Origin of the sequence: Anoxybacillus sp. B2M1 (assembly GCF_001634265.1) — a bacterium.
Classification (GTDB): Bacteria; Bacillota; Bacilli; order Bacillales; family Anoxybacillaceae; genus Anoxybacteroides; species Anoxybacteroides rupiense.
The window spans coordinates 342888-365653 of the sequence record NZ_CP015435.1 but is presented as its reverse complement, the minus strand read 5'-3'; the positions used below and the strand labels follow the sequence as shown (position 1 = coordinate 365653).

Annotated in this window: 21 protein-coding genes; 5 read left to right on the top strand and 16 right to left on the bottom strand. The window is 41.0% G+C overall.

Annotated elements, in window-relative coordinates:
• The 4 genes from GFC28_RS01860 to GFC28_RS01845 all read right to left on the bottom strand — a co-directional run bounded on the left by GFC28_RS01860 (position 1) and on the right by GFC28_RS01845 (position 4077).
• Positions 1-930, bottom strand: a complete 930-nt coding sequence (locus GFC28_RS01860) for a carbohydrate ABC transporter permease (protein WP_231883447.1) — start codon at positions 928-930, stop codon at positions 1-3.
• Positions 931-994: 64 nt separating this feature from the next.
• A complete protein-coding gene (locus GFC28_RS01855) occupies positions 995-2539 on the bottom strand; it encodes an extracellular solute-binding protein (RefSeq protein WP_052661038.1) in 1545 nt (514 codons plus the stop codon).
• Between the two features lie 266 nt (positions 2540-2805).
• Positions 2806-3339 carry a PilZ domain-containing protein gene (locus GFC28_RS01850; RefSeq protein ID WP_231883448.1) on the bottom strand — a complete coding sequence of 178 codons (534 nt, stop codon included), beginning with the start codon at positions 3337-3339 and terminating at the stop codon, positions 2806-2808.
• A gap of 21 nt (positions 3340-3360) precedes the next feature.
• The gene (locus tag GFC28_RS01845) at positions 3361-4077 is read right to left on the bottom strand and encodes an EAL domain-containing protein (protein WP_044746379.1); all 717 of its coding nucleotides are present in this window, start codon (positions 4075-4077) and stop codon (positions 3361-3363) included.
• A 222-nt stretch (positions 4078-4299) separates the two neighbouring features.
• Here GFC28_RS01845 and GFC28_RS01840 point away from each other — a divergent pair, with 222 nt between their 5' ends.
• Positions 4300-4638: a helix-turn-helix domain-containing protein gene (locus GFC28_RS01840; RefSeq protein WP_044746378.1), complete on the top strand. Its 339-nt coding sequence runs from the start codon at positions 4300-4302 to the stop codon at positions 4636-4638.
• A 352-nt stretch (positions 4639-4990) separates the two neighbouring features.
• On the top strand, positions 4991-5749 hold the full coding sequence (locus GFC28_RS01830) for an SDR family oxidoreductase (RefSeq protein ID WP_044746376.1): 759 nt from the start codon (positions 4991-4993) through the stop codon (positions 5747-5749).
• Between the two features lie 167 nt (positions 5750-5916).
• Here the strand turns inward: GFC28_RS01830 and GFC28_RS01825 are convergent, their stop codons facing one another.
• The 7 genes from GFC28_RS01825 to GFC28_RS01795 all read right to left on the bottom strand — a co-directional run bounded on the left by GFC28_RS01825 (position 5917) and on the right by GFC28_RS01795 (position 13483).
• Complete coding sequence (locus GFC28_RS01825; RefSeq protein ID WP_044746375.1) at positions 5917-7122, bottom strand: trans-sulfuration enzyme family protein; 1206 nt, start codon at positions 7120-7122, stop codon at positions 5917-5919.
• Between the two features lie 676 nt (positions 7123-7798).
• Positions 7799-9079, bottom strand: a complete 1281-nt coding sequence (locus GFC28_RS01820) for a TRAP transporter large permease (RefSeq protein WP_044746374.1) — start codon at positions 9077-9079, stop codon at positions 7799-7801.
• Positions 9076-9582, bottom strand: coding sequence for a TRAP transporter small permease (locus GFC28_RS01815; protein WP_044746373.1), 507 nt, complete (start codon positions 9580-9582; stop codon positions 9076-9078). Before GFC28_RS01815 ends, GFC28_RS01820 begins: the two co-directional genes overlap by 4 nt.
• 68 nt (positions 9583-9650) lie before the next feature.
• Positions 9651-10688 carry a TRAP transporter substrate-binding protein gene (locus tag GFC28_RS01810; RefSeq protein ID WP_044746372.1) on the bottom strand — a complete coding sequence of 346 codons (1038 nt, stop codon included), beginning with the start codon at positions 10686-10688 and terminating at the stop codon, positions 9651-9653.
• A 2-nt stretch (positions 10689-10690) separates the two neighbouring features.
• Positions 10691-11596 carry a hydroxymethylglutaryl-CoA lyase gene (locus tag GFC28_RS01805; protein ID WP_156450521.1) on the bottom strand — a complete coding sequence of 302 codons (906 nt, stop codon included), beginning with the start codon at positions 11594-11596 and terminating at the stop codon, positions 10691-10693.
• A gap of 1 nt (position 11597) precedes the next feature.
• Positions 11598-12800: a CaiB/BaiF CoA transferase family protein gene (locus tag GFC28_RS01800; protein WP_044746371.1), complete on the bottom strand. Its 1203-nt coding sequence runs from the start codon at positions 12798-12800 to the stop codon at positions 11598-11600.
• 8 nt (positions 12801-12808) lie between these two features.
• Complete coding sequence (locus GFC28_RS01795; RefSeq protein ID WP_231734621.1) at positions 12809-13483, bottom strand: GntR family transcriptional regulator; 675 nt, start codon at positions 13481-13483, stop codon at positions 12809-12811.
• Between the two features lie 540 nt (positions 13484-14023).
• Here GFC28_RS01795 and GFC28_RS01790 point away from each other — a divergent pair.
• Both GFC28_RS01790 and GFC28_RS01785 read left to right on the top strand, forming a co-directional pair.
• Complete coding sequence (locus GFC28_RS01790) at positions 14024-15226, top strand: GGDEF domain-containing protein (protein ID WP_052661037.1); 1203 nt, start codon at positions 14024-14026, stop codon at positions 15224-15226.
• A gap of 313 nt (positions 15227-15539) precedes the next feature.
• Positions 15540-16439 carry an SDR family oxidoreductase gene (locus GFC28_RS01785; protein ID WP_044746369.1) on the top strand — a complete coding sequence of 300 codons (900 nt, stop codon included), beginning with the start codon at positions 15540-15542 and terminating at the stop codon, positions 16437-16439.
• A gap of 291 nt (positions 16440-16730) precedes the next feature.
• Here the strand turns inward: GFC28_RS01785 and GFC28_RS01780 are convergent, their stop codons facing one another.
• Positions 16731-17051, bottom strand: a complete 321-nt coding sequence (locus GFC28_RS01780) for a hypothetical protein (RefSeq protein ID WP_044746368.1) — start codon at positions 17049-17051, stop codon at positions 16731-16733.
• Entirely contained in the window at positions 17048-17290 is a 243-nt protein-coding gene (locus GFC28_RS01775) for a hypothetical protein (protein WP_044746367.1), read from the bottom strand. Before GFC28_RS01775 ends, GFC28_RS01780 begins: the two co-directional genes overlap by 4 nt.
• A gap of 271 nt (positions 17291-17561) precedes the next feature.
• Between GFC28_RS01775 and mscL the strand changes: the two genes are divergently transcribed.
• Complete coding sequence (mscL, locus tag GFC28_RS01770; protein ID WP_044746366.1) at positions 17562-17954, top strand: large conductance mechanosensitive channel protein MscL; 393 nt, start codon at positions 17562-17564, stop codon at positions 17952-17954.
• Positions 17955-18281: 327 nt separating this feature from the next.
• On the opposite strand, the gene GFC28_RS01765 is transcribed toward mscL, so the two are convergent.
• From GFC28_RS01765 to hutU, 3 genes are read right to left on the bottom strand one after another with little or no spacing between them, the layout of a single operon-like run.
• Positions 18282-19610 (bottom strand): YjiH family protein, encoded by a 1329-nt coding sequence (locus GFC28_RS01765; protein WP_044746365.1) that lies wholly within the window; start codon positions 19608-19610, stop codon positions 18282-18284.
• A gap of 50 nt (positions 19611-19660) precedes the next feature.
• Positions 19661-20935, bottom strand: coding sequence for an imidazolonepropionase (hutI, locus tag GFC28_RS01760; RefSeq protein ID WP_044746364.1), 1275 nt, complete (start codon positions 20933-20935; stop codon positions 19661-19663).
• Positions 20936-20953: 18 nt separating this feature from the next.
• Positions 20954-22612, bottom strand: a complete 1659-nt coding sequence (gene hutU, locus GFC28_RS01755) for a urocanate hydratase (protein WP_044746363.1) — start codon at positions 22610-22612, stop codon at positions 20954-20956.
• Positions 22613-22766 lie beyond the last annotated feature (154 nt).

The following is a 22766-nucleotide window of genomic DNA, read 5'->3' as shown; positions in this document are numbered from 1 at the left end:
TTACTCCCCTCCTGTTTCTATTAATTTAACAAAGTTCTTTCCAAGGAAAATAGTCACAAATAACATCGTCAAACCAAGAGCAGCAGCAGCTCCAAAGTCTTGGAACTTAAAGGCCACCTCCATTAAATAGTATCCAATTACTTTAGTAGAATCGGCCGGTCCTCCTTCTGTTGTAATCTTAATTGTGTCAACAAAACGTAGAATATCCATCGAACGAACAAGTAATGCAACGATGATCGTTCGCAACAAAAGGGGCAGGATTACATAAATCAATCTTTGCCAATAACTAGCTCCATCGACTTGCGCGGCTTCTAACGGTTCTGCAGGCAATGACTGCAAGCCAGCTAGAACAATTAAGGTAATGAGCGGCGTCCATTCCCAAACATCCATTAAAATAATGGCTGGCATTGCCGTGTGTACATCACCCAAAATCTCAATATCGATTCCAATATGACTGAGCAGCCAAGCATATAATCCATAGGTGGAATTTAAAAGAAATCTCCCTAATAGACCAGAAACGACCGGAGCGACAAATAGTGGCAGCATCCACAACGTAATGATTACATTTCTTCCCTTCGGCAATTCGTAAATCAATAGCGCCATTCCCACTCCTACTACCAATTCAATACATAGACCAGCAATACCGTATAGGGCCGTCCGTCCCCAAGAATACCAAAAAGTTTCATTCAATAAGATTTTTTTCCAGTTTGTTATTCCATTAAAATCGGGATGATCAATAGACAGCATAAAATCCATGAAACTAGCATAAAGCGAATAAATAAACGGAAAGATACTAATAATCGCCAATAACGCTAAAGAAGGAAACAGCATCCAATGTTCCGTTTTAAAACGTCTAGTAAAAAAGGAGATAAACCCTTTTGTTTTAGACATTGTTTTTTGTTCATATACCTTCGAATACTCTGTATTCACATCCTCACTCCTTTCTTTATAGCTAGGAAAGGAGATAGATGCTCTCCCCTCCTGTTTCTTAGCATCAATTTCCAGTTGCTTCATCACTTTGCTTGGCTATTCGTTTTACTGCTTCTTTCGGGCTTTGTTTGCCGGCTAACATTTTGGATAGTTCTGTAAAGATGAATGTATCAATTTGCGGCCATTGAGGAATTTTCGGACGCATATATACGTTTTCGTTTTTCCATGCCTCTAAAGTTGCTGCCATCGGCAATAAATTTGGCATTTGTTTTGATTCCTCTGTTCCCGGCTGCATTCCCTTTTGTACATCCGGCAATTCGTACACAGAGTGTCTCGTTGGAGTCGATCCCCCTAAATCCGATTTGAGAATCATATATTGTGATTGAGGCGAAGTGGCCCAAACAAGAAACAACCATGCTGCTTTTTTCTCTTTATCACTGGCATATTTGTTAATGCCGATGCCCGTTCCGCCAAAAATATTCGCACTTCTGACCTTTCCTTTTGGTAAAACGGCCCATCCTACTTTTCCTACAACCTTTGATTTTTCCGGATTTTCAAAAGTAGAAGAAAATTCATGAAATTCTGGCGCCATCGCAATATCGCCCGCTGCAAAAGCTTCTGCTAAACCTGACCAATCCCACGATCTGCTTCCTGGAGCAGCTACTTTTAAAAGTTTATTGTAAAACTGAGCAGATTCGATCGCAACATCAGAAGTCATCGCTGATTTTCCGGGATTTGATTTTCCGATGCTTCCAAGGTTGGTTTCTTTAAAATAATCTCCTCCATTTGCAGCAAGAATATTACTGAAATCACACATTAAAGAATCATATTGCTTCGCTTGATGGCCCGTTCCGTATTTTACTTCTTTAATTACTCCCTCTTTTGCCTTTTCAGTAATCCATTTTGCTGCCTCGTAATACTGCTCCCACGTTAAGTTGGGACCAGGCGTCCAATCAAACCCTTTTTCAGCCATAAACTGATCTTTGTATTTTTCAATGATATCTTTTCGATACGCTAATACCATCGTTGGAGCATCGTAAGGAAGAGCATATAGTGCTTTCTTATTTCCCATATAACCGTCAACTTCAAGCTGACTCTCAATAAAATCGTCAAGTCCACCTGGAATCGGAGGAAGAGTCGAATCGTTAATAAAATCATATAGATTAACAAAGTTTTGCGATTGTTTTGCTAAAATTTGATATGGATCTGCATAAATAATGTGATATTTCGCTGATTTAGCATTAAAATCAAGACTTACCTTTTCTACAACTGTCCCTAAATCGCTTTGTTCGATATTTACTTTAATTCCTGTTGCCTTTTCAAATTGATCGATATTAGCAGCCAACGCTGAAGAAGGAGGAGTGTTCTCCGAGATGACATTTAATTCAACCCCCTGAAACTGTTTCCAGTCAAAACCTTTAGGAGCGGTGATTTTCGGCAGTCCTTCAACAACTCCTGCAAAAGGCGCCTCCACCTGTACTTTAGGATCGACCTTATGTTCCGCTGTATTTGTCGATTGCTGTGTGCTATTGGAAGAGCAAGCTGCTAATAGCATTACTGTAGTTGTTCCAGCAACCGCCATGATCCTCCATTTTTTGTATTTAATCATTTTTAAGAATCCCCCCTATAAATTTTCTGAATATTGAAAGTAATTTCATTATAACTGCAACCGCTTTCTCCACTAAAGTCAAAGATGTCACAAGTTTGTCACTTTTAAAGAGTGACAAACTTGTGACATCCTGAAACATTGCTTATCATACCATTGACTTTTTAATATGCGGACATAGCTTTTAGATATGAATTTCCCTGAGGAGATTCGTTCCATCCTCAAGCTGCTTTCGCATGACTTGAAGAAAAACGGATCATAAAGCCCGGTCATTCTGCATTTTTTTTCCTTTCAATTTCTAACCTTTGGATCAATCGATGCAGCTTCTGCTGATCCTTTTGATGCAGATCAACAAATTCTATTCCGTAGATTACATGGTTTATCAGCTCTTCCTTCCGCACAACCCTCCCTTTCAGAGAGAAAGGCTCACCATCAATAACAAAATAAATCTGTAAAAAAATTTGTTTTCGGACAGGCAAATCCAACGTACAACTTATTTGTAAACCCGTACGGCTTATATCATTAATTTGTCCCGCTCCCTTTTTATTTTTAAGGTTTCCTAATGGCTGATTTCCAGATTCAAGCAATTCAAAATGACATTCCTGCTCAAACAATTTCACGCGAAAGGCTTTTCTTTTCTCCTTATCTTTTAGCTTGATCTGCAAATCGGTTACCGATTCCTTCAACGTATGAATTTGCTCTTCCTTTTTTCTTAATTGTTGCTTATAAAAGGCATGAAAAAGGATAAGAGAGAAGATAAGTAAAAATAGGCACACGAAAATTGCGCTTATCATTATTTCCATATCAACAAACCCTCCCCTCTTTTAGTTCACCCCGCGAACAGGCGATGGCTTTCCTAATAAATAGCCCTGTCCTAAATGAATGCCTAATGCTTTGGCCATCGCTAAATCCTTTGGCTCTTCGATTCCCTCCAAAACAACATATATATCTCTTGGCTGGCAAAACTCCAAAAGCAGTTGGATTTCGTTTTGCTTTTCCTTTGAAGTAGATAGATCGACAGCATAGAAACGATCCAGCTTGACGAAATCCGGCTCCAACTCCATGACGGTTCGCATAGACGTCTCCCCTTTGCCGAAATCATCAAGGGCAATGGCATACTTCTTACTCTTTAAAAAACGGATTTTTTCTTTGAGCAAGCCTACATCTGACACCTTTTGCGCCTCATTAATTTCCAATACAATATTGCGATTAGAAAACGAGCAGTTTCTGATTTTTTCAAGAAAATCAGGAAATGAAGGATGAGTGATTGTAGAAGGATACGCATTCACAAACAATTGGGTATGTTCCACATAAAACGATGTCAAAGCACGATCAATGGAACAAATATCCAAATCATACAATTTATCTTCTGCCATGGCCCATTGAAAAAGACATTCTGGATTTTGAAAAAACTCGCAGCGCAGCAAGGCCTCATATCCGAATATTTGCCAATTTTCTAATACATAGAGCGGTTGAAAAACATGACGAAACCTTCTCTCGCGAATAATGTCTTCTAGTATAGCTCCGTTTGTGTTCAACATAGCATATAACCCCCTAATGACTATGCCTTCTGTTTCCCTGTTCCGCCTTTTATAAATGCCCGCTGAACAGGCATTTGCATAGATTAACCAAGCGATCCATTTTTTTCGACATTTTTTGTAAAGCGATAATATCTATAGTATATCACTAATATGATTTTAATATCTATTGTCTCTGGGTAAAATTTAAAGATTAGGGCTACTGTTACCTAGAGAGGTGGTAAAATGAGTGACTTACCGAAGATCATTGGAGAACGTATTCGAAAATTTCGTAAAGAAAAGGGGCTAAGCCAAGAGGAGTTAGCTCATATGGCTAACCTCCACACTACTTATATTGGACAGTTGGAACGCGGAGAAAAGAATGCTACTTTAGGGAGTATAGAAAAGGTGGCTAATGCCCTAGACATTTCGCTGGAAGAACTTTTTCGATCCATTCATTCTCATTCAGATTCTCAAGTGTATACCCTGTCTCAAATCATTACCCACTTGCAAGCAATGAGCGTTAAGGATCAAAAAACCATTCTTAAATTGCTAGAGATATTACTGGAATGGAAAGAGCAGTAAAAGCAGTCGTTTCACAAATAGGTTTAAAATTGAGGCGGAATTTCTATACTCCTCCGCCCCTTTCAACTTCATTGCTCCATATGGATGCATGCTGCTGTCGATTGCAGCCCTCATACGTTCGTCCAAACTCAACATCACATGTGATATGGACAACCATTGAATCCCTCCTGTATTTTTGCATGATAAAAGCAGCCAGCCCACAAACTTTCTCCTTTTAAAAGCGATCATAGAAAAAGCATCCTTCATAGCGAAGAATCATTTACAAAATATTCACAATTATTTCATAACTCATACTTCAAAAATGATACAATACTATTATGGACGTTCTTATTTTTAAGTGGGGGGGATTATAGTGAAGCTACAAAATAAAGTTTCTATTGTTACTGGAGCTGCATCAGGCATGGGGAAAGCTATCGCCGTTTTATTTGCCAAGGAAGGAGCCAAGGTCGTTGTTTCTGATATGAATGAGAAAGGCGCCTATGAAACGGCGGAGGAAATTCGCGCAAACGGCGGAGAAGCAACCGCTGTTACAGTAAATGTTGCCAAGGAAGAAGATGTTCAGCAATTAATTGACACAGCTGTTCAAACATATGGAACGTTAGACATTCTTGTCAATAATGCGGGAATTATGGATAATTTCGTACCAATTGCAGACCTAACAGACGAGCTATGGGAAAAAGTTTTGGCAGTCAATACGACTGGACCGATGCGAACCATGAGAAGAGCGATGCCGATCTTTTTGAACAAAGGACATGGTGTGATTATTAACATTGCCTCCATCGGAGGGCTATACGGCTCAAGAGCTGGAGCTGCCTATACCGCTTCCAAGCATGCCGTGATTGGCTTAACCAAAAACGTGGGATTTCAATATGCCAATATGGGCATCCGTTGCAACGCGATTGCCCCTGGGGGCGTCAATACGAACATTGGCACAACAATCAATCATCCTAATCCGTTCGGGATGGAACGGGCAACCGCTGGAATGAACGCCAATCCGAGGAGCGGCGAGCCAGAGGAAATTGCCAAAGTCGCTCTATTTCTTGCTTCTGATGATTCAAGCTTCGTCAATGGCACCGTGATTACAGCTGATTCTGGTTGGACCGCTTATTAAATCGTTTCGCTTTAACAGCGTTCCGAAAGAAGTCTCCCATCCTCAAGGAACGGAGCGACAGCACAGTGAGTAGGTGGGAGACTTCTTTCGGAAATTACGTTAAAAAAAGAATACACCTCCCCTACCTACACTCCGTTAAAAAGTGGGGGGCTTCTCGGTCGATCATGTTAAATCGCCTGTAATGCCTTCCATATATCTCTTTTCAAATCATCAATATGCTCAATTCCTACCGAAAACCTTACAAAATTAGCAGGAATGCCGGCTACCTTCATCTGCTCCTCCGACATAACGCCGCTCCACATGGCTGCTGTATGAACCACAAGAGAATCAACTCCTCCTAAGCTTACGGCGTTAAATGGCAATTGCAAAGCAGATACAAAACGTTCCGTTTCTTCATATCCACCTTTAACAGCGAAAGCAATAACAGCTCCAAATCCACGCATTTGCGATTTAGCTAATTCATGCTGCGGATGGCTTGGGAGGCCAGGATAATACACACGTTCAATCTGCGGCTGCTGCTCTAAAAATGTGGCTAAAGCCAATGCATTGGCATTAATGCGCTCCATTCGCAGCGGAAGCGTACGCAAGCCACGCAGAAGCAGCCAGCCATCCATCGGCGACAGCACAGAACCAATCGAAATATGGGTATGCCAAATTCGTTCAGCCAAGTCGTGGCTTGTACAAATGACACCAGCTGTTAGATCATGATGCCCTCCTAAATATTTCGTCGCACTATGAGCAACCATATCGATGCCCCAATCATGCGGACGCTGATTGATTGGTGAGGCAAACGTATTATCAGCGATCGTAAGAATGCCGTGCGAACGTGCTAATTTCGCTACCGCTGCTAAATCTGTCAGCACCAGCGTCGGATTGGCCGGCGTCTCCACCATAATCAGCTTTGTATTAGGGCGGATCGCCTGCTCGAAAGCATGGATATCCGCTTGTTCGACCAACGTCACTTGGACGCCAAACCGCGGCAACAATTCATCCATAATCTTCGCCGTGCTCATATAGTGACGTGTCTGAGCAATTACATGATCCCCTGCGCCCACTAAAGATAATACAGCTGTCGCAATCGCCCCCATTCCAGATCCCGTAACAAGCGCCGTTTCAGTTCCTTCAAGCTCCGCCATAATTTTCTCCACGCGCTGATGACCCGGATTTCCGTAACGCGTGTAATACTGAGGATGTCTAGGCGTTCCCGCCATTTCGGCAAACTCATCAGAATCCTGAGCACGAAACGTTGCTGTATAATAAATGGGCGGCGCAACGGTATAATCATTCGTTCGATCGTCATCACCGTGAATCACCAGCGTCTCCGTTCTCATTGCCTCTACATTCCCATTCTCGTGATCATGATCTTTCCCCATACCTATCTACTCTCCTTTTAAACTGAAATCCTTACATAAGAATGTTAGCCTGCTGCTGTTCCTATTGTGCACTCTAGCGTTGAAAGATATAGACATGAAACAAAAACGCCATGTTTCCACTAACCAATAGAGCTACGAGTCGATTTTTGACCCTACTTAACCATCAAGTGTTACCTTGCTCTATCGCCTAACAAAACAAAATAAAATTTCTATTTTTCTATCAATTTAATTGGTATTATATAACTTCCTCCATAAAAAGTAAAACTATGGAATTGATCATGTCCAAAAAATGAAAAACGTCGCTTATAAACACACAAAGAGAGTTTCACCATCTCTATAAATAATGAACCTATCCCACCTCCACTCCGTGAAGAGGTGGGATAGGTGGATGATGTTAAAATCTAGGTCTATCTTTATCATGTCAACGCATAACAAAAGCCCGACCAACACTGCTTTCAGATCCATTCATCGCTTGGTGAAGCAGTTTGTTGTTCGGGCATCCAACCGTCGAAAGCGGATCATCCCCTGTTCATATAGGGAAGAAATATAGAGGGATCAAGAGATACCATCTATCATCGCTGCATGCCATATGTCCAACCAGCACCACAGGTCTCTATATATCAAATATTAGGAAGCGGACAAAGCTAGTCCCTTACAACGCGCCTTCGCGATGTAGTTATTTCATCCGATCGCTTACTACAAACGTTGCGATTTCCGGGAAAAATGACAAAACGGCTATAAATAAAAGCATGATAATAGCGTATGGGATTACCCCCTTGACAATTTCGGCTATCGTGTTGGTTCGATCTAGCCCTTTCAAAACGAATAAATTCAATCCAACAGGAGGAGTGATCAAAGCTAATTCCATATTTACCACCATCACTACGGCAAACCAGATCGGATCAAATCCTAACGAAGTGATAATTGGATATAAGATTGGCAGCGTAATGACCAGGATGGAGATCGTTTCTAAGAAACAACCTAAAATCAGTAATACGATATTAATTAAAATAAAGATCACCCACGGTGATACATTTTGCGAAATAGCGAATTGCGTGATGGCTTGTGGGATTTGCAGTACGGTCATAATATATCCAAGCAGCATCGCACCGACAATAAGCATTAAAATCATCGCATTTGTTTTAACTGTAGATAATACAATGGTTTTGATATTGGAAATCGTTAAATTTTTATATATAAAAATAGAAATAAGAATACTAAGCATAGCACCAATCGCCGCTGCTTCGGTAGGAGTAAAAATTCCTATATAAATACCACCAATGACCACAATTGGCAAAATCAATCCCCATATAGCGCGCTTCGATGCTTCCTTTCTTTCTTGCCAAGTAGCTGGAGCTTCCTTAATGTGACGCGTTTTCCAAGACGCAAAGATCATAAACGCCATCGTTAGCAATATTCCCGGAACAATACCGGCCATAAATAATTTCCCAATGGATTCGCCGGTTACAGACCCATATATAATCATCGGCACACTGGGCGGGATAAGGATACCTAGCGTTCCACCAGCTGCTAGCAAGCCAAGCACCATTTTTTTATCATATCCGCGCTTGGTCATTTCCGGGAGCGCAACCGCTCCAACTGTAACAGCCGTTGCTACACTGGACCCAGATATAGCAGCAAAAATCGCGCAGCAAAATAATGTGGCAATCGCTAACCCGCCCGGAAAATGCCGGAACCATCTGCTTGCCATTTCATACAGATCACGTCCTACACCACTCACAACCAAAACTTGGCTCATCAGCACATACATAGGCAAGGCCGTAAGAGTAAAATCATCTAAAGATTTGTAAGAAATGATCGGAATTTGCAAAAAAGAAAACGTTCCGCCGTTGAACAGATACATTCCACTAATGGCCAATAAGCCAAGGGCAAAGGCAACTGGTAAACCGATCAACAATAACGAAGCCATTCCACCGAGAAAAAAGGCAATATTCATATATGTCCTCCCCCTTTCTGAACGCCGCCATCCATTATTTGAAGAATAAAGGCAATGCAAAGTAATATGCCTCCGATTGGAAGAAGCAGTTCTGGGATATACATAGGTATGCGTAACAACGAGGCAGATGTCGTTCCTAGCTGATATGTGCCAAATACATACTTAAATCCATAAACCGTAAAAATGATGCTAAAAATAAGGCCTAATGCATTAGAGACATAAGCCAATATTTTTTTTATACGATCAGACAATACATTAATGAATAAATCTACTGTAATATGAGAATACGATCGAACAGCATATGCAGAGCCTAAAAAGCAGCTTCCTATAATCGCGTAGATGGACAGCTCGGTAGCCCAAATGGTTGGACGATTAAAGACGGCTCGCGAAATGACATCAAACGTCGTCATACATGTAGTCAATATGATAAGGATGCCTGCCGCTATACCTCCAGCAAAGACTAACTGATCAAACGTTTTATACACCCATGAGAAACGCTTCATCTTCTTCCTCCTTCTGAAAAAAGGAGAAGATCTTTCTCTCCCTTTTTCCATTTAACGTAAAGCTCGCTTTATTGAAGATGCTCTATGCTGTCAAGCAATTCCTTTCCTAAATCTCCCGCTTGTTTGATATAGGCAGCGCGCGCCGGTTCAGCTGCTTTCTTCCATTCCGGCAATTCCGCTTCTGAAATGGCTTCTATCTGCATTCCCTTTTCTTTTAACGCTTTGGCTGTTCTTTCATCTTCCGATTTTGCTTGCGCGCGAATCCATTGTTCCGTTTCTTTAGCCGTTTCGCTTAATAGATTTTTTGTGTTTTCTGGAAGGAGATCCCAAAAGTTTTTGTTCATCGCCAGAATAAATTCTAAATAGGCATAGTTATTAATCGTTAAATATTTAGCTACCTCATCATAATGGCGTTGCAGCATCGCCGTAGTTCCTGATGTGGCTCCGTCTATCGTTTTACGCTGCAAAGCGGTGTACACCTCTCCCGCGCCTAAAAATACTGGGGAAGCACCATAAGCTTTAATCATTTCTGAGGGGATCTCTCCGATACTACGAATCTTAAGTCCTTTAAAATCGGCAGGAGATTTAAGCGGCCGAACATTATTGGCAAATTGCGCATAGCCATAGTCTGCATACATTAACACTTTGGCTCCTTTTTCTTCCATTGCTTGATTTAACTTCTCTCTCATCTCTCCGGATAACGCTTTCCCTGCTTTCTCATAATTTGAGAAGGCATACGGGACATCAAAAATTCCCATAGCCGGAACAACGGAAGACCATAATGTCGACGAATTCACTCCCATTTCCACTCCGCCTGTCAAGATCGCTTGGTTCATTTCTTTATCGCTCAACAGCTGTCCAGCCGGATATACTTGAATTTTGACCTTTCCTCCTGATTTTTCCGTCACCTTCTTAGCAAAATTTTCAATTCCGATGGAAATATGATGATCTTGAGGCAAATTATACGCTAATCGGATTGTAACTGGTTCATATTCATTTTTTCCGCCAGAGCTTGATGCTTGTTTTGTCATCGTGTTGCCGCCGCAACCGCTTAAAATAATAGATAATAAGAAACAGATACTCAGTATAAATGATAACTTTTTCATCCTTACACTCTTCCTTTCCTTATTTTTTCCACATGTCTAACCCTTCCTAAAGCTGGATTTGCGGTCAGGCTAGCAGCAAAGTCGGCGGCTTCTAATAGCTTTTCAAAGTGAATACCAGTATGAATGCCCATTCGTTCGAACATATATACCAAGTCCTCTGTTGCCAAATTGCCAGCAGCTCCCGGAGCAAAGGGACAACCTCCAATTCCGCTCACAGCGGTTTCGAATATCCTGACCCCCATTTCATAAGCAGCATAAGCATTAGCCAGACCCAGTCCTCTTGTATCATGAAAATGAACAGCAACAGGAATATCCCCTGCTATTTTGAATATATCCGCAAGTAATTCTTTCACTTGCTTTGGAGTTGCCACACCAATCGTATCCGCAATGCCGATCCGGTGAACGCCGGCACGGACGGCCCGCTCAACAAGTGATAAGACTTGTTTTGGTGGTACCTCTCCTTCATAAGGACAGCCAAAGCTTACAGCGATTGAAAAGCAGATCTGAAGATTCTCTTTACCGTTTTCTTCTGCTATTAATTGCTTAAATTTCTCAAAATTCTCTTCCATACTCATACCGATATTTTTTACATTAAATGTATCCGTTGCTGCGGTGATCCAATTGATTTCGGATATATGAGTTCGGACAGCTCGTTGAAATCCTGTAAGATTGGGGACAAGTGCGACAAGTTCTGTATGACTAAACCCTTCACACAGCTGCAGCACATGCTCTGCATCTGCCATTTGTGGAACTTTGCGCGGATGAACAAAGGAGGTGACTTCGATTTTTTTTATGTTCGCTGCTACTAGCATTTCCACTAACTTGACCTTTTTCTCCGTAGGCACAAAATAGCGCTCATTTTGCAAGCCATCTCTAGGGCTTACATCAATCATTTGGACAGTCTCCAATTCAAATGACCCCCTCCTGCTTAAGTTTTTCTAGCTGTTTAGCAGAATAACCGAGAATGCCAGCATATATTTCGTCATTGTGTTCTCCTAATTTAGGACCGATCCACTTCATTTCTCCCGGCGTATCTGATAATTTCGGTACAATTCCAGGAAAAAGACATTCCTGCCCATCATCCAACTCGAGCGGCAACAGCATCTCTCGCTCTTGATATTGCACATCATGGACAATATCCTGAATACTATAAATAGGACCTGCTGGAATGGAGGAGCGATCGAGCGTTTGTAATACTTCCGTTAAGGTATGCTGTTTTGTCCAGGATTCTATCACGCTATCAATGAACTCAGCATTTTCGGCACGCCCTTGGTTATTCGCATACTTCGGATCATTGGCTAGGTCCTCCCTACCGATCACCTGCATCAATCTTTGAAAGATGTTATTGCTGTTCCCTCCGATCACCACGTGCTTTTCATCTTTACACTTATACGTGTTAGATGGAGCAATTCCGGGCAAGGTACTGCCTGATCGCTCCCGTACTACTCCGGTTAAAATATACTCAGGCAACATCCCTTCAAGCAGACTAAATACGGATTCATATAATGCAACATCCACTAACTGTCCTCGCCTTGCCTCATCCCTCTCCCTTGCATATACTGCCATTAACGTTCCAATAACTGCATATAAACCAGCCGTTAAATCACCGATAGCGACTCCTGTTCTAACGGGAGGACGATCTGGATACCCTGTTAAATATCGCAACCCACCGATGGCTTCCGCAACACTTCCAAATCCGGCTTTATCACGATACGGGCCTGTTTGACCGTATCCGGATATTCTTGTCATGATAATCGATGGGTTTAATTTTTTCATCTCTTCGTAGTCAAGCCCCCATTTTTCAAGCGTCCCGGGTTTGAAATTTTCTAATACGATATCTACTTTTTGAACCAACTGCTTGACAATCTTTTGCCCCCTAGCATCTCTTAAATTAAGCGTGATCGATTTTTTATTTCTTGCCTGCACGTACCACCATATGGATGTATCGCCATGCATCAACCTCCAATTTCTTAATGGGTCTCCCGCCTTCGGTTCTTCGACTTTCATCACCTCAGCGCCAAATTCAGCCAATATCTTTCCAGCAAAAGGGGCTGCGACAAAATTTCCCATTTCTAACACTTTCATTCCTTCTAATGGCTGTTTCTTAACCATCCAACCGTTCACTTCCTTTCGCTGTAAAGATGGACATAAAATTTGTAATCGCTTTCAATGTGTTCCCGCATATATCGGCGCGCATCATCTGCACATCCGCTCGCAATCGCTTCAAATATGTTAAAATGCTCTTCGATCGCTAATTCCACTCGCAGATCATTTCTTTTCAGTATCGCCATTCGATACATGCTGTTGATTCCTCTAAGATGACAAATGGTTTTAATTAAGAAAGGATTGCCGCTCGCTTCGATGATTCCTTCATGAAATTTAACGTTCATGTCGTGGATTTTTTTGAGCTCGTATTGTCTGCATATCTCATGTTTCGAGGGCAAATGTTGGCGCAACATCCTGATTTGTTCTTTCGTAATTCGCTGCGCTGCATAATAAGCGGCAGCTGGTTCCAACTCCACTCGGCATTCATAAAGATGTTGAAAATGGCTGATATCTGGATGAAATACCGTCACCCCACCCCTTTTATTTACAATAACAAGACCATCTTTCTCCAGTAAGCGAATGGCTTCTCGAATAGGACTGCGGCTCACCTCAATTTTCTTTGCAATTTTCTCCTCGATTAATCGTTCGCCAGGTGCAATGCGTCCATTCATAATTTCTTCCCGTAAATATTCATACACTTGTTTTTTTAACGTTTCTCTCTTCATCATCTGCGGCTTCAATCTTCTCACCTTCATTTTCGTCGACTGTATACAATCATCATTAAAACGTTTGCAACTAATTTATTACCTTCCTCCTTTACTTATTACTATTTTTTATCCCGTTTCATCACCACTATCATTAAAAAAGGAATCCCCTTTTTCAACTCAGAGAAAATGAGTTCATCATATAGGAAAATATACGTATACGAATAGAGGACTGGCTTTTGGATATTCAAGTACTCATTTTTATGAAAAGGTTTAGTTTATGTCATTTTTTCCATCTGGACCTACATGAAAGAATTTCATATCCTGTTCATAAAACCATCCTCGATCCCCATCAAAACATGGTATAATAGTACTATTATCTTAATCTAATGAATGATTCACTACTTGGCATCCGACCAGCCAGCATCTAAAGCTTATCTATCAAAAATGATATTGGTTCAGCCTAGCCAAGCGAATCATTGACCTAGTATGCCACCTGTTTTACATTGAACATCCAGGCACATTCCGGAATATAAAACAATTGGATAGTAAAAAAGACCCCAAGACAAAGGGAGGGGATGCTAAGTGAACAACAAAATAAAAAGCAAATTTTTTCAACTGATTAGCTTTGATAGGAAGTTATTAGAAGCAGCCAGTGTGATCAATATTCAACGCATGTATTTATTAAGTTGGATCATGGGAGCCATAAATATCGTGCACATCGCATTTTTTGGACTTAATGTTCCATCAAGTCCTCAGCATGTTGTCCTCTGGTATCACTCTATTATTACTCTTCATTTGACTATGCTGTTGGCAAATATGATTTTGGGCTTGATTGCCTTTAAAATAAAAAAGCAAGAAAAAGAAGGAGAGAAGAAAGCTTACTTGATGCAAACGATGTCTATTTTTTTGAATCTCCTTTTTGGCATTCTGCTTTGTGTAAGTGACCAGCTTGTTACCACTAATATCAACCCTCTACTAACAGCCTGCATAGGAGTCGGTTTGATTTTCTTAATCCCGCCTATCATCGCAGTTGTCGTTTATGCAGCCACTTTCTTTTTATTTTTTTATATGGTTACATGGACACAGCATGTACCCGAATTGTTGATCCATATTCGAATTAACAGCGTAACGGCTACAGGAATGGGATTAGGCATATCGCTGATCCTTTGGAAAAATCATCTGTCTAAGCTGAAGCAAAATCACGTCATCCAAGAGCAACAAAGGAATCTGGAAGAAAAAAACGAGTCGCTGCAATTTTTAGCTACTCGCGATGCTCTGACCGGTCTTTTCAATCGGATGCATTTTATCGAGCTAGCTAATACGGAAGCTATTAAAAATGGGAAGACCAACCAAGAAGCTTGCATTATTATTTTAGATATCGATTTCTTTAAAAAGGTGAATGATGACTTTGGTCATCCTGCAGGCGATCAAATTTTAAAAGAGCTTTCTGACATTATTCAAGCTACGCTGAAGATCACCGATATTTCTGCCCGCCTTGGCGGGGAGGAATTTATCATTTTGCTTCCCCAAACCGGCTTACAGCTTGGCAAAGAAATCGCCGAGCAGCTTCGGCAAACGATCGAAGCCCATTCTTTTTCATATGAAGGAAAAACCATCAAAGTTACCGCAAGCTTCGGTATCGCCAAGCTCAGTCATTCGTTTCACACATGCTATAACGATGCCGATAAAGCGCTTTATATGGCCAAGCAAACGGGACGAAACCGCGTCATGGCAGCAGAGTCCCAATCAGCGAGAAATGGGGCATCAACAACAGAACCGCTGTAGCAAGGAGAGAAAGCAAGCCTTCTATGATTCCAAGTTCACGATGTTTTTTCCATTTATAGTTATAGTCGTTTTATTCATGACAGGTTATCGACAAAGTCCATTTTGATTTTATCCATAACATCAGAATGGCTTGAAAACGCTTGGCAAACAAGGAACGGCGCCAAGTGGAGACGTGAAGCGAACAAAAGAAATTCATGCGGGGGCAATCGAGATCAGTGACCAACGATAAATACGTTCATCAACAGTCTGATGAACCTTTTCATAACCATATGCATACGATGGGTGTTGATGAACGGTAAGGAGGGAAAGAGAAATGATTCCCGTATATCCATATTACAGTTATGAAACGGTCTGCAAACAGAAGCCGATCGCGTTTCCGCCTCAGCATCAGCCAAAACAGCCTGGCTTGGAGTATATCATGAATCCCCGGCCTATTTTTGATCATCCTGGTTATAAAGGAAGCGGTAAACTGCAAAATAAAGTGGCCATTATTACAGGAGGAGACAGCGGAATCGGGCGAGCGGTAGCCATCGCTTTTGCCAAAGAAGGAGCCGATGTGGCCATTGCTTACTTAGATGAGCATGAGGATGCCAAAGAGACGAAAGAATATATAGAAAAATACGGGCAGCGTTGTTTACTGCTTTCTGGCGACCTAAGAGAAGAGCGATTTTGCCATCAGCTTGTTCAAGAAACGATCGATGCTTTTGGCAAGCTGCATATTCTCGTTTTAAATCAAGGGGTGCAATATCCGCAACGAAGTATTCTTAACATTTCAAAAGAACAGTTAGAAAATACATTTCGCACTAATATTTTTCCTATGTTTTTCATCACACAAGCAGCTTTGCCTTATTTAAAGCCGGGCAGCTCTATTATGAGCACGGCCTCTGTTACAGCTTATGAAGGTGAACCGTCGTTAGTGGATTATTCGTCAACAAAAGGGGCAGTTGTATCGTTTACTAGATCGTTAGCACTGCAACTAGTAGAAAAAGGCATACGCGTCAATGCGGTGGCACCCGGCCCCATTTGGACCCCGTTAATCGTTTCCTCTTTTTCAGCTGACAGAGTCAAAACCTTCGGCACCGATACACCGATGCGCAGAGCCGGACAGCCGTACGAATTAGCTCCGACATACGTTTATCTTGCTTCCGATGATTCCTCTTATGTCACAGGTCAAGTATTACATGTGAATGGCGGCACCATGACGGAAACATAAGAGGAAATGAGCTAAGCTATTATCTGCTGACCTATTTCCTCTCTATCTATCAAACAAAGTCGCCGCGGAAGGATGAAAATAACGCGCTTTATAGAATGCTTCCCCACTTATACCTTATGCATTGAAGTGGGGTTTTCTTGCTTGAAGATGATAAAACCGGTTCCGTGTATTGACTTTTATCCCTTCTCTATTAACCTACTAGCTAATCACGCAACAAAACCGTCTCCTTCTTTTTTAACATCTCCCCCGAGAAGTCTTCTGCCTCCAAATAGAGTGTAGGCGGGAGAAATTTCATTGAATCATTTCTGTTTTTTCATAATCTGGATTGTGTATATAATGATAGATTTTGCCTGGTTCAAGATAAACGATGGAGTAGCGCTGAGCTTCGTTTTTGTTATCATAAGTGGCAAATATGACAATCCCATTGTATGTTTTGACGCCATCTACATCGATTTCATCAAGCTCTATCCCACTTGATCCCTTCGTCGCTTGAAACTGATACGTTTTCGGAAAGCCTATATCGTAACGGCGCATGATGACGCCGCTCCCCTCAGAATCCACCACCCGTACTGCTTGAACCTTTAATAATGCATCCACCGCTTCTTTTGTCATGCTAAGCTGAAGCTGCTTTTTAGCTCATCTGGAGTCAATGATGGATTCGTTTGTGTGTTTTCGTTGTGGTTCGTGATATGACCATTTTGGACATCTTGCTGGTTGGTTTGCTCTGAATCTACTACTGTTTCTCTTGTTTTTGAGCCTCCTGCTCTAGCTTCAGGTCCTGATGGTTCCTTATCCGAACAAGCTCCCAGCAAGAAAACGAATAAAAGAGCAAGCCATTTTTTATTTTTCATCATGTCCCCCCCTGTAGTTTCATTGATTAATGGAAACAGCAACATAGGAACAATCCCTTTGTATGGAGCTTACAAGATGGTATACACCTTCATTATTTGTAATTATTTTCCACAATCTTATTATAGGTGAGTGTAAATATATGTAAATAGTCATTTTATATTAAATTGCTATTCGTTTACCTCATCACCCCGTTCTTCTTTCTCCCATTCATAAATTTCCTCCTAGAATCTTTTATAAATATGTTATACTTGTTAAAATGAGGTGTTATCTATGTGGAAAGAATTTAAAGAGTTTGCAATGCGTGGAAACATTATTGATTTAGCGATTGGGGTGATTATCGGCGGCGCCTTTAACAAAATCGTTTCTTCCCTTGTCAACGATATGATCATGCCGCTGCTCGGTTTACTGCTTGGCGGTCTTGATTTTAGCAGCCTCTCATTTCAATTTGGAAAAGCCAATATAAAATACGGGATGTTTATCCAAACCATCGTTGATTTTCTCATTGTTGCCTTTTCCATCTTTTTGCTTGTAAAAGGATTAAACAAACTGCATCAACGTAAAAAGCAAGAAAAAATAGAAGAACAGCCTGTGTTATCCAAACAAGAGGAGCTGTTGAGCGAAATCCGCGACTTATTGAAGCAACAACAAAGGGAACGAGGATAATCGCAGCCAAAGTCCATTTTGACTTTGGCTGCATCCGCTTTTTCATCCTCCCTTTGTTTTTTCCTAGCAAACACGATTGCGAGGCCACTAGTGCAGCATAAAAGTGGTTGTCAATAGTCTAAAAAGAGACACCCTTTGTTTGCTGCTATCATCCAATGAACAATACCGGATTTCCCGCTTTTCTGCTGAAATCGGCAAGCCGATTTGTTTGCCGACTAAGCCCTGCGCAAATAAGGAACGCTTGGTGGGGAAGTTCATTTGTCCACTGGCGTTCCTTGTTTGCTGGGGGAGGCAGAAAGCTATACAGATATCAGCACAAATGTACGGTTATAAAAGCCAATAGGCAATAGGAGTGACGATTACAAGAGTAAGAACCGTCCGTTCAACCCAAATGATCAACAGCTTCGGAATACTAAGCGGAATTTCTGTGGAGAGAATGCATGGGATCACGGCTGAGAAAAAAAGAATAGCTGAAATGGAGACAACAGCAATAATAAATTTAGTAATAAGTGGTGCTTCTGTTACTAGTAATGCAGGTAAAAACATTTCGGCAATCTCTATAGCTGAGGCTTTAGCTGCAAGCAATGGTTCGGGAATTTGTAGCAAAGCAGTTACCGGATAGAAAAGATATCCTATAATATCAAATAACGGTGTGTATTCTGCTAGCAGTAAGCCAAGCAACCCGACAGACATGATGGACGGCAGAATACTCATTGTCATAACAAAGCCATCTTTTAGATTATCCCACACATTTTCAATGAGGCCTTTCGAATGTTGTACAGCCTCCATAGCTTCTGACCAAGCCTTCTTCATATAGTTCCCTTTTACTTTTTCCTCAGGCTGGCCTTTCCCACCATAATACTCATCGCTCATCCTACTTAATGGCCATATCCTAACCGTAATAGCTGTGACAAGAAATGTGACGAAAAATGTGATCCAAAAATACGTGTTCCATATATCCATAAGTCCAAGTGTTTTCGCAACGACCACCATAAATGTAACAGATACAGTAGAAAAGCCTGTCGCAATAATCGCAGCTTCTTTAATTGTGTATTTCCCCTCTTTAAATACTTTATTAGTGATTAATAATCCGATTGAATAACTTCCAACAAACGACGCAACTGCATCAATAGCTGATCGACCAGGAGTCTTCCAAATCGGCCGCATAACAGGCTGCATCCATACTCCTATAAATTCTAAAAGACCATACCCTACAAGAAGTGCGAGAAATATCGAACCAATGGGGACTAACAAACCAACTGAAATCACCAATTTATCATATAAAAAAGGTCCCATGTCCTCTCTAAATAACCATGATGGTCCAATCTTAAACAGCAGCAAGGCAGCAACAAGTAATCCTATTACTTTTAGCACAGAAAAAATGATGGTGACAGCATTCTTATTCCATGTTTTATTAATAAATGGATACACAGCTCCTAGCAAAATAACCATAAAAGCGTAATATCGAACAAGAGATGGGAATTCAGCACGTATCCAAGAGACCATGTGATCTAACATAATAGATGAATTTTCTCCTATTTTTATAGGAATAAAAAACATAAATATGCCGATAGCACTATAAACAAAAAACTTCCATGCATGCCCTAAGGGAGGCTGTAATGATAAAAAAGATTGTTTATCTGTATCTACCTTCATTCTTTCATACCTCCTTATTTTATTTTCATACATAACTTGTAAAGAAAGCATCAGTAACAAAGCTGTCCCTTTGCAACAACTACTTGTCCATTCTTAATCACGGTCTCTGCATGATTCATGCCGTAGTAATAAATTAATTGAATATAGTTCGATACATTAAAAATCGTCATATCTGCTTTTTTCCCTGCCTCAATACTGCCGATTTCATGTCCGCGTCGAATGGAGTGAGCAGCATTAATCGTAACGGCAACTATAACCTCTTCTGGAGTCATTCCCATATGAAGGCAACCAAGCAACATTATTAATGGAAGCGATACAGTTGGAGAAGAACCCGGGTTATAATCAGTAGCAAGAGCAATCGGAACTCCTGCATCAATCATTTTTCTTCCATTTGCTGCTTCTTTCATTAAGAAGAATGCTGTACCAGGCAGCAAAACAGCGATAACGCCTTTTTCAGCCATCCGCTTAATTCCCTCATCTGACACACATAATAGATGATCAGCGGAAATCGCTCCAATCTCTGCAGCTAACTCTGCACATCCGTACGGCTCAATTTCATCTGCATGAATTTTTGGGGTTAATCCATAAGCCTTCCCTGCTTCTAAAATAATTTTTGCTTGCTCTGGAGTAAAAACGCCTCTGTCGCAAAATACATCATTAAATTCTGCAAGCTCCCACTTCTTTACTTCTGGAATCATCTCTTCAACGATGGTATACACAAATTGATTAGGACGGTCCTTAAACTCTACCGGGATAGCATGGGCACCCATAAATGTGGAAATGATGTCAATAGGATGGGCTGCATGCAATTTTTTCGCAACAACTAACTGCTTGAGCTCATGTTTTAAATTCAGACCATAACCACTTTTTGCTTCAATTGTTGTAACCCCATGCAATAAAAATTGATCAAGTCGTTTCTTCCCCTCTATAAACAATTCCTCCTCTGACGCCTTCCGGGTCGCTCTCGTTGTTGCATAAATACCACCGCCAGCATTCATAATTTCCATATAGGTCATGCCATCTAGTCTCATAGCAAACTCTTTTTCACGGCTGCCAGCATAGACAAGATGAGTATGAGGATCAACAAATCCTGGCATGACCGTCTTTCCCGTTGCATCAACTATTTCTGCCTTATCTATTTTCGCTTGAAATTGTTTACAAAGCTCTTGATCTGTCCCTACAGCAACAATTCTTCCTTCTTCGATCCAAACACTTCCATTCTCAATAATATGAAGTTCTCTCATTTTTTCTTTCTTTAAAGGGGCTGTAGAACTTCCTTTTAAAGTAATCAATTGTTTCGCATTGCGAACGAAGAGGGGGCACATTCACTTCTCTCCTCCTTGTCACCTTAGCATTGGCATATGAATTCCTTTTTCCTTAGCTGTCCTAATAGCTAGTTCATAACCGGCATCGGCATGGCGAACAACACCCATTCCAGGATCTGTCGTTAATACACGCTCAAGACGTTTTTCCGCTTCTCTTGTTCCGTCAGCAACAATTACCATTCCCGCATGAATAGAATATCCCATGCCAACACCTCCACCATGATGAACTGATACCCAACTAGCGCCTCCCACTGCATTAATAAGCGCATTTAAGATTGGCCAGTCTGCAATCGCATCACTGCCATCCTTCATTCCTTCTGTTTCTCTATTGGGCGATGCTACAGAGCCTGAATCTAAATGGTCCCGACCGATCACAATTGGTGCCTTTAAATCTCCTTTGGCTACCATGTCATTAATAATTTTCCCGAATTTTTTTCTTTCTCCATACCCTAGCCAGCAAATGCGTGCTGGCAATCCTTGAAACTGAATCTTTTCTCGAGCCATACGAATCCAATTACATAAATGCTTATTATCACTAAATTCCCGTAAAATTACTTCATCCGTTTTATAAATATCTTCTGGATCTCCAGATAATGCTACCCATCGAAAAGGCCCCTTTCCTTCGCAAAATTGAGGGCGAATATAAGCAGGCACGAACCCAGGAAAATCAAAAGCATTCTCTACTCCTTCATCTTTTGCTATTTGGCGAATATTGTTCCCATAATCAAATGTAACTGCCCCTTTTTTCTGCATTACCAGCATGGCTTTTACATGTTCAGCAATCGTTTGTTTCGCGCGTTTCACATACTGTTGAGGATCGCGGTTGCGGAGCTCGATTGCTTCTTCAATCTTTATCCCTGCTGGAAAATATCCGTTAAGCGGATCATGGGCAGAAGTTTGATCCGTTAATATTTCTGGAATGAATTCTTTTTTTACCATTTCCGGTAATAATTCCGCAACATTTCCCAGCAATCCAATTGACAAAGCTCTTCCTTGCTCCTTCGCTTGTTTTGCCATGTCAATGGCTTCAGCGAGATTCTCTGTCATTGTGTCTAAATACTTTGTATCAAGACGACGTTGAATGCGAGAGCGATCCATTTCAATGGCAATACAGACTCCGCCATTCAATGTGACTGCAAGTGGCTGGGCTCCCCCCATCCCTCCAAGCCCTGCTGTTACGGTAATGGTTCCTTGTAGCGTTCCTTGGTAATGCTGGCGGGCCAATTCAGCAAAAGTCTCATATGTTCCTTGAATAATTCCTTGACTCCCAATATAAATCCAACTTCCCGCCGTCATTTGTCCATACATAATCAATCCTTTTTTATCAAGTTCATGAAAACAATCCCAATTAGCCCATGCTGGAACCAAGTTAGAGTTAGCTATCAAAACACGTGGAGCATCCTTATGTGTTTTAAAAACAGCTACAGGTTTGCCCGATTGAATCAACAATGTTTCATCATTTTCTAAGTTTAATAACGTTTCCACAATCATGTCATAACATTCCCAATTACGAGCAGCTTTTCCAATTCCTCCATATACCACTAAATCTTGAGGACGTTCTGCAACATCAGGATTTAAATTATTAGTTAACATGCGGAGTGCTGCTTCTTGAATCCATCCCTTAGCATGTAGAGTAGAAGAAGTATACGTTTCTAATAATCGTTTTGTCCCTGTCATTCAATCACCTCATTTTCTATATTTCTGAATTTACAGATAATTATAAAATAGAAATAACGTGAAATATATCACCCCTCATTTCGAATCACGATACATATTTTAGAATAATCTAATAATTCGAATGAAATTTAGAGCTTTTTTTATAATTATTTTC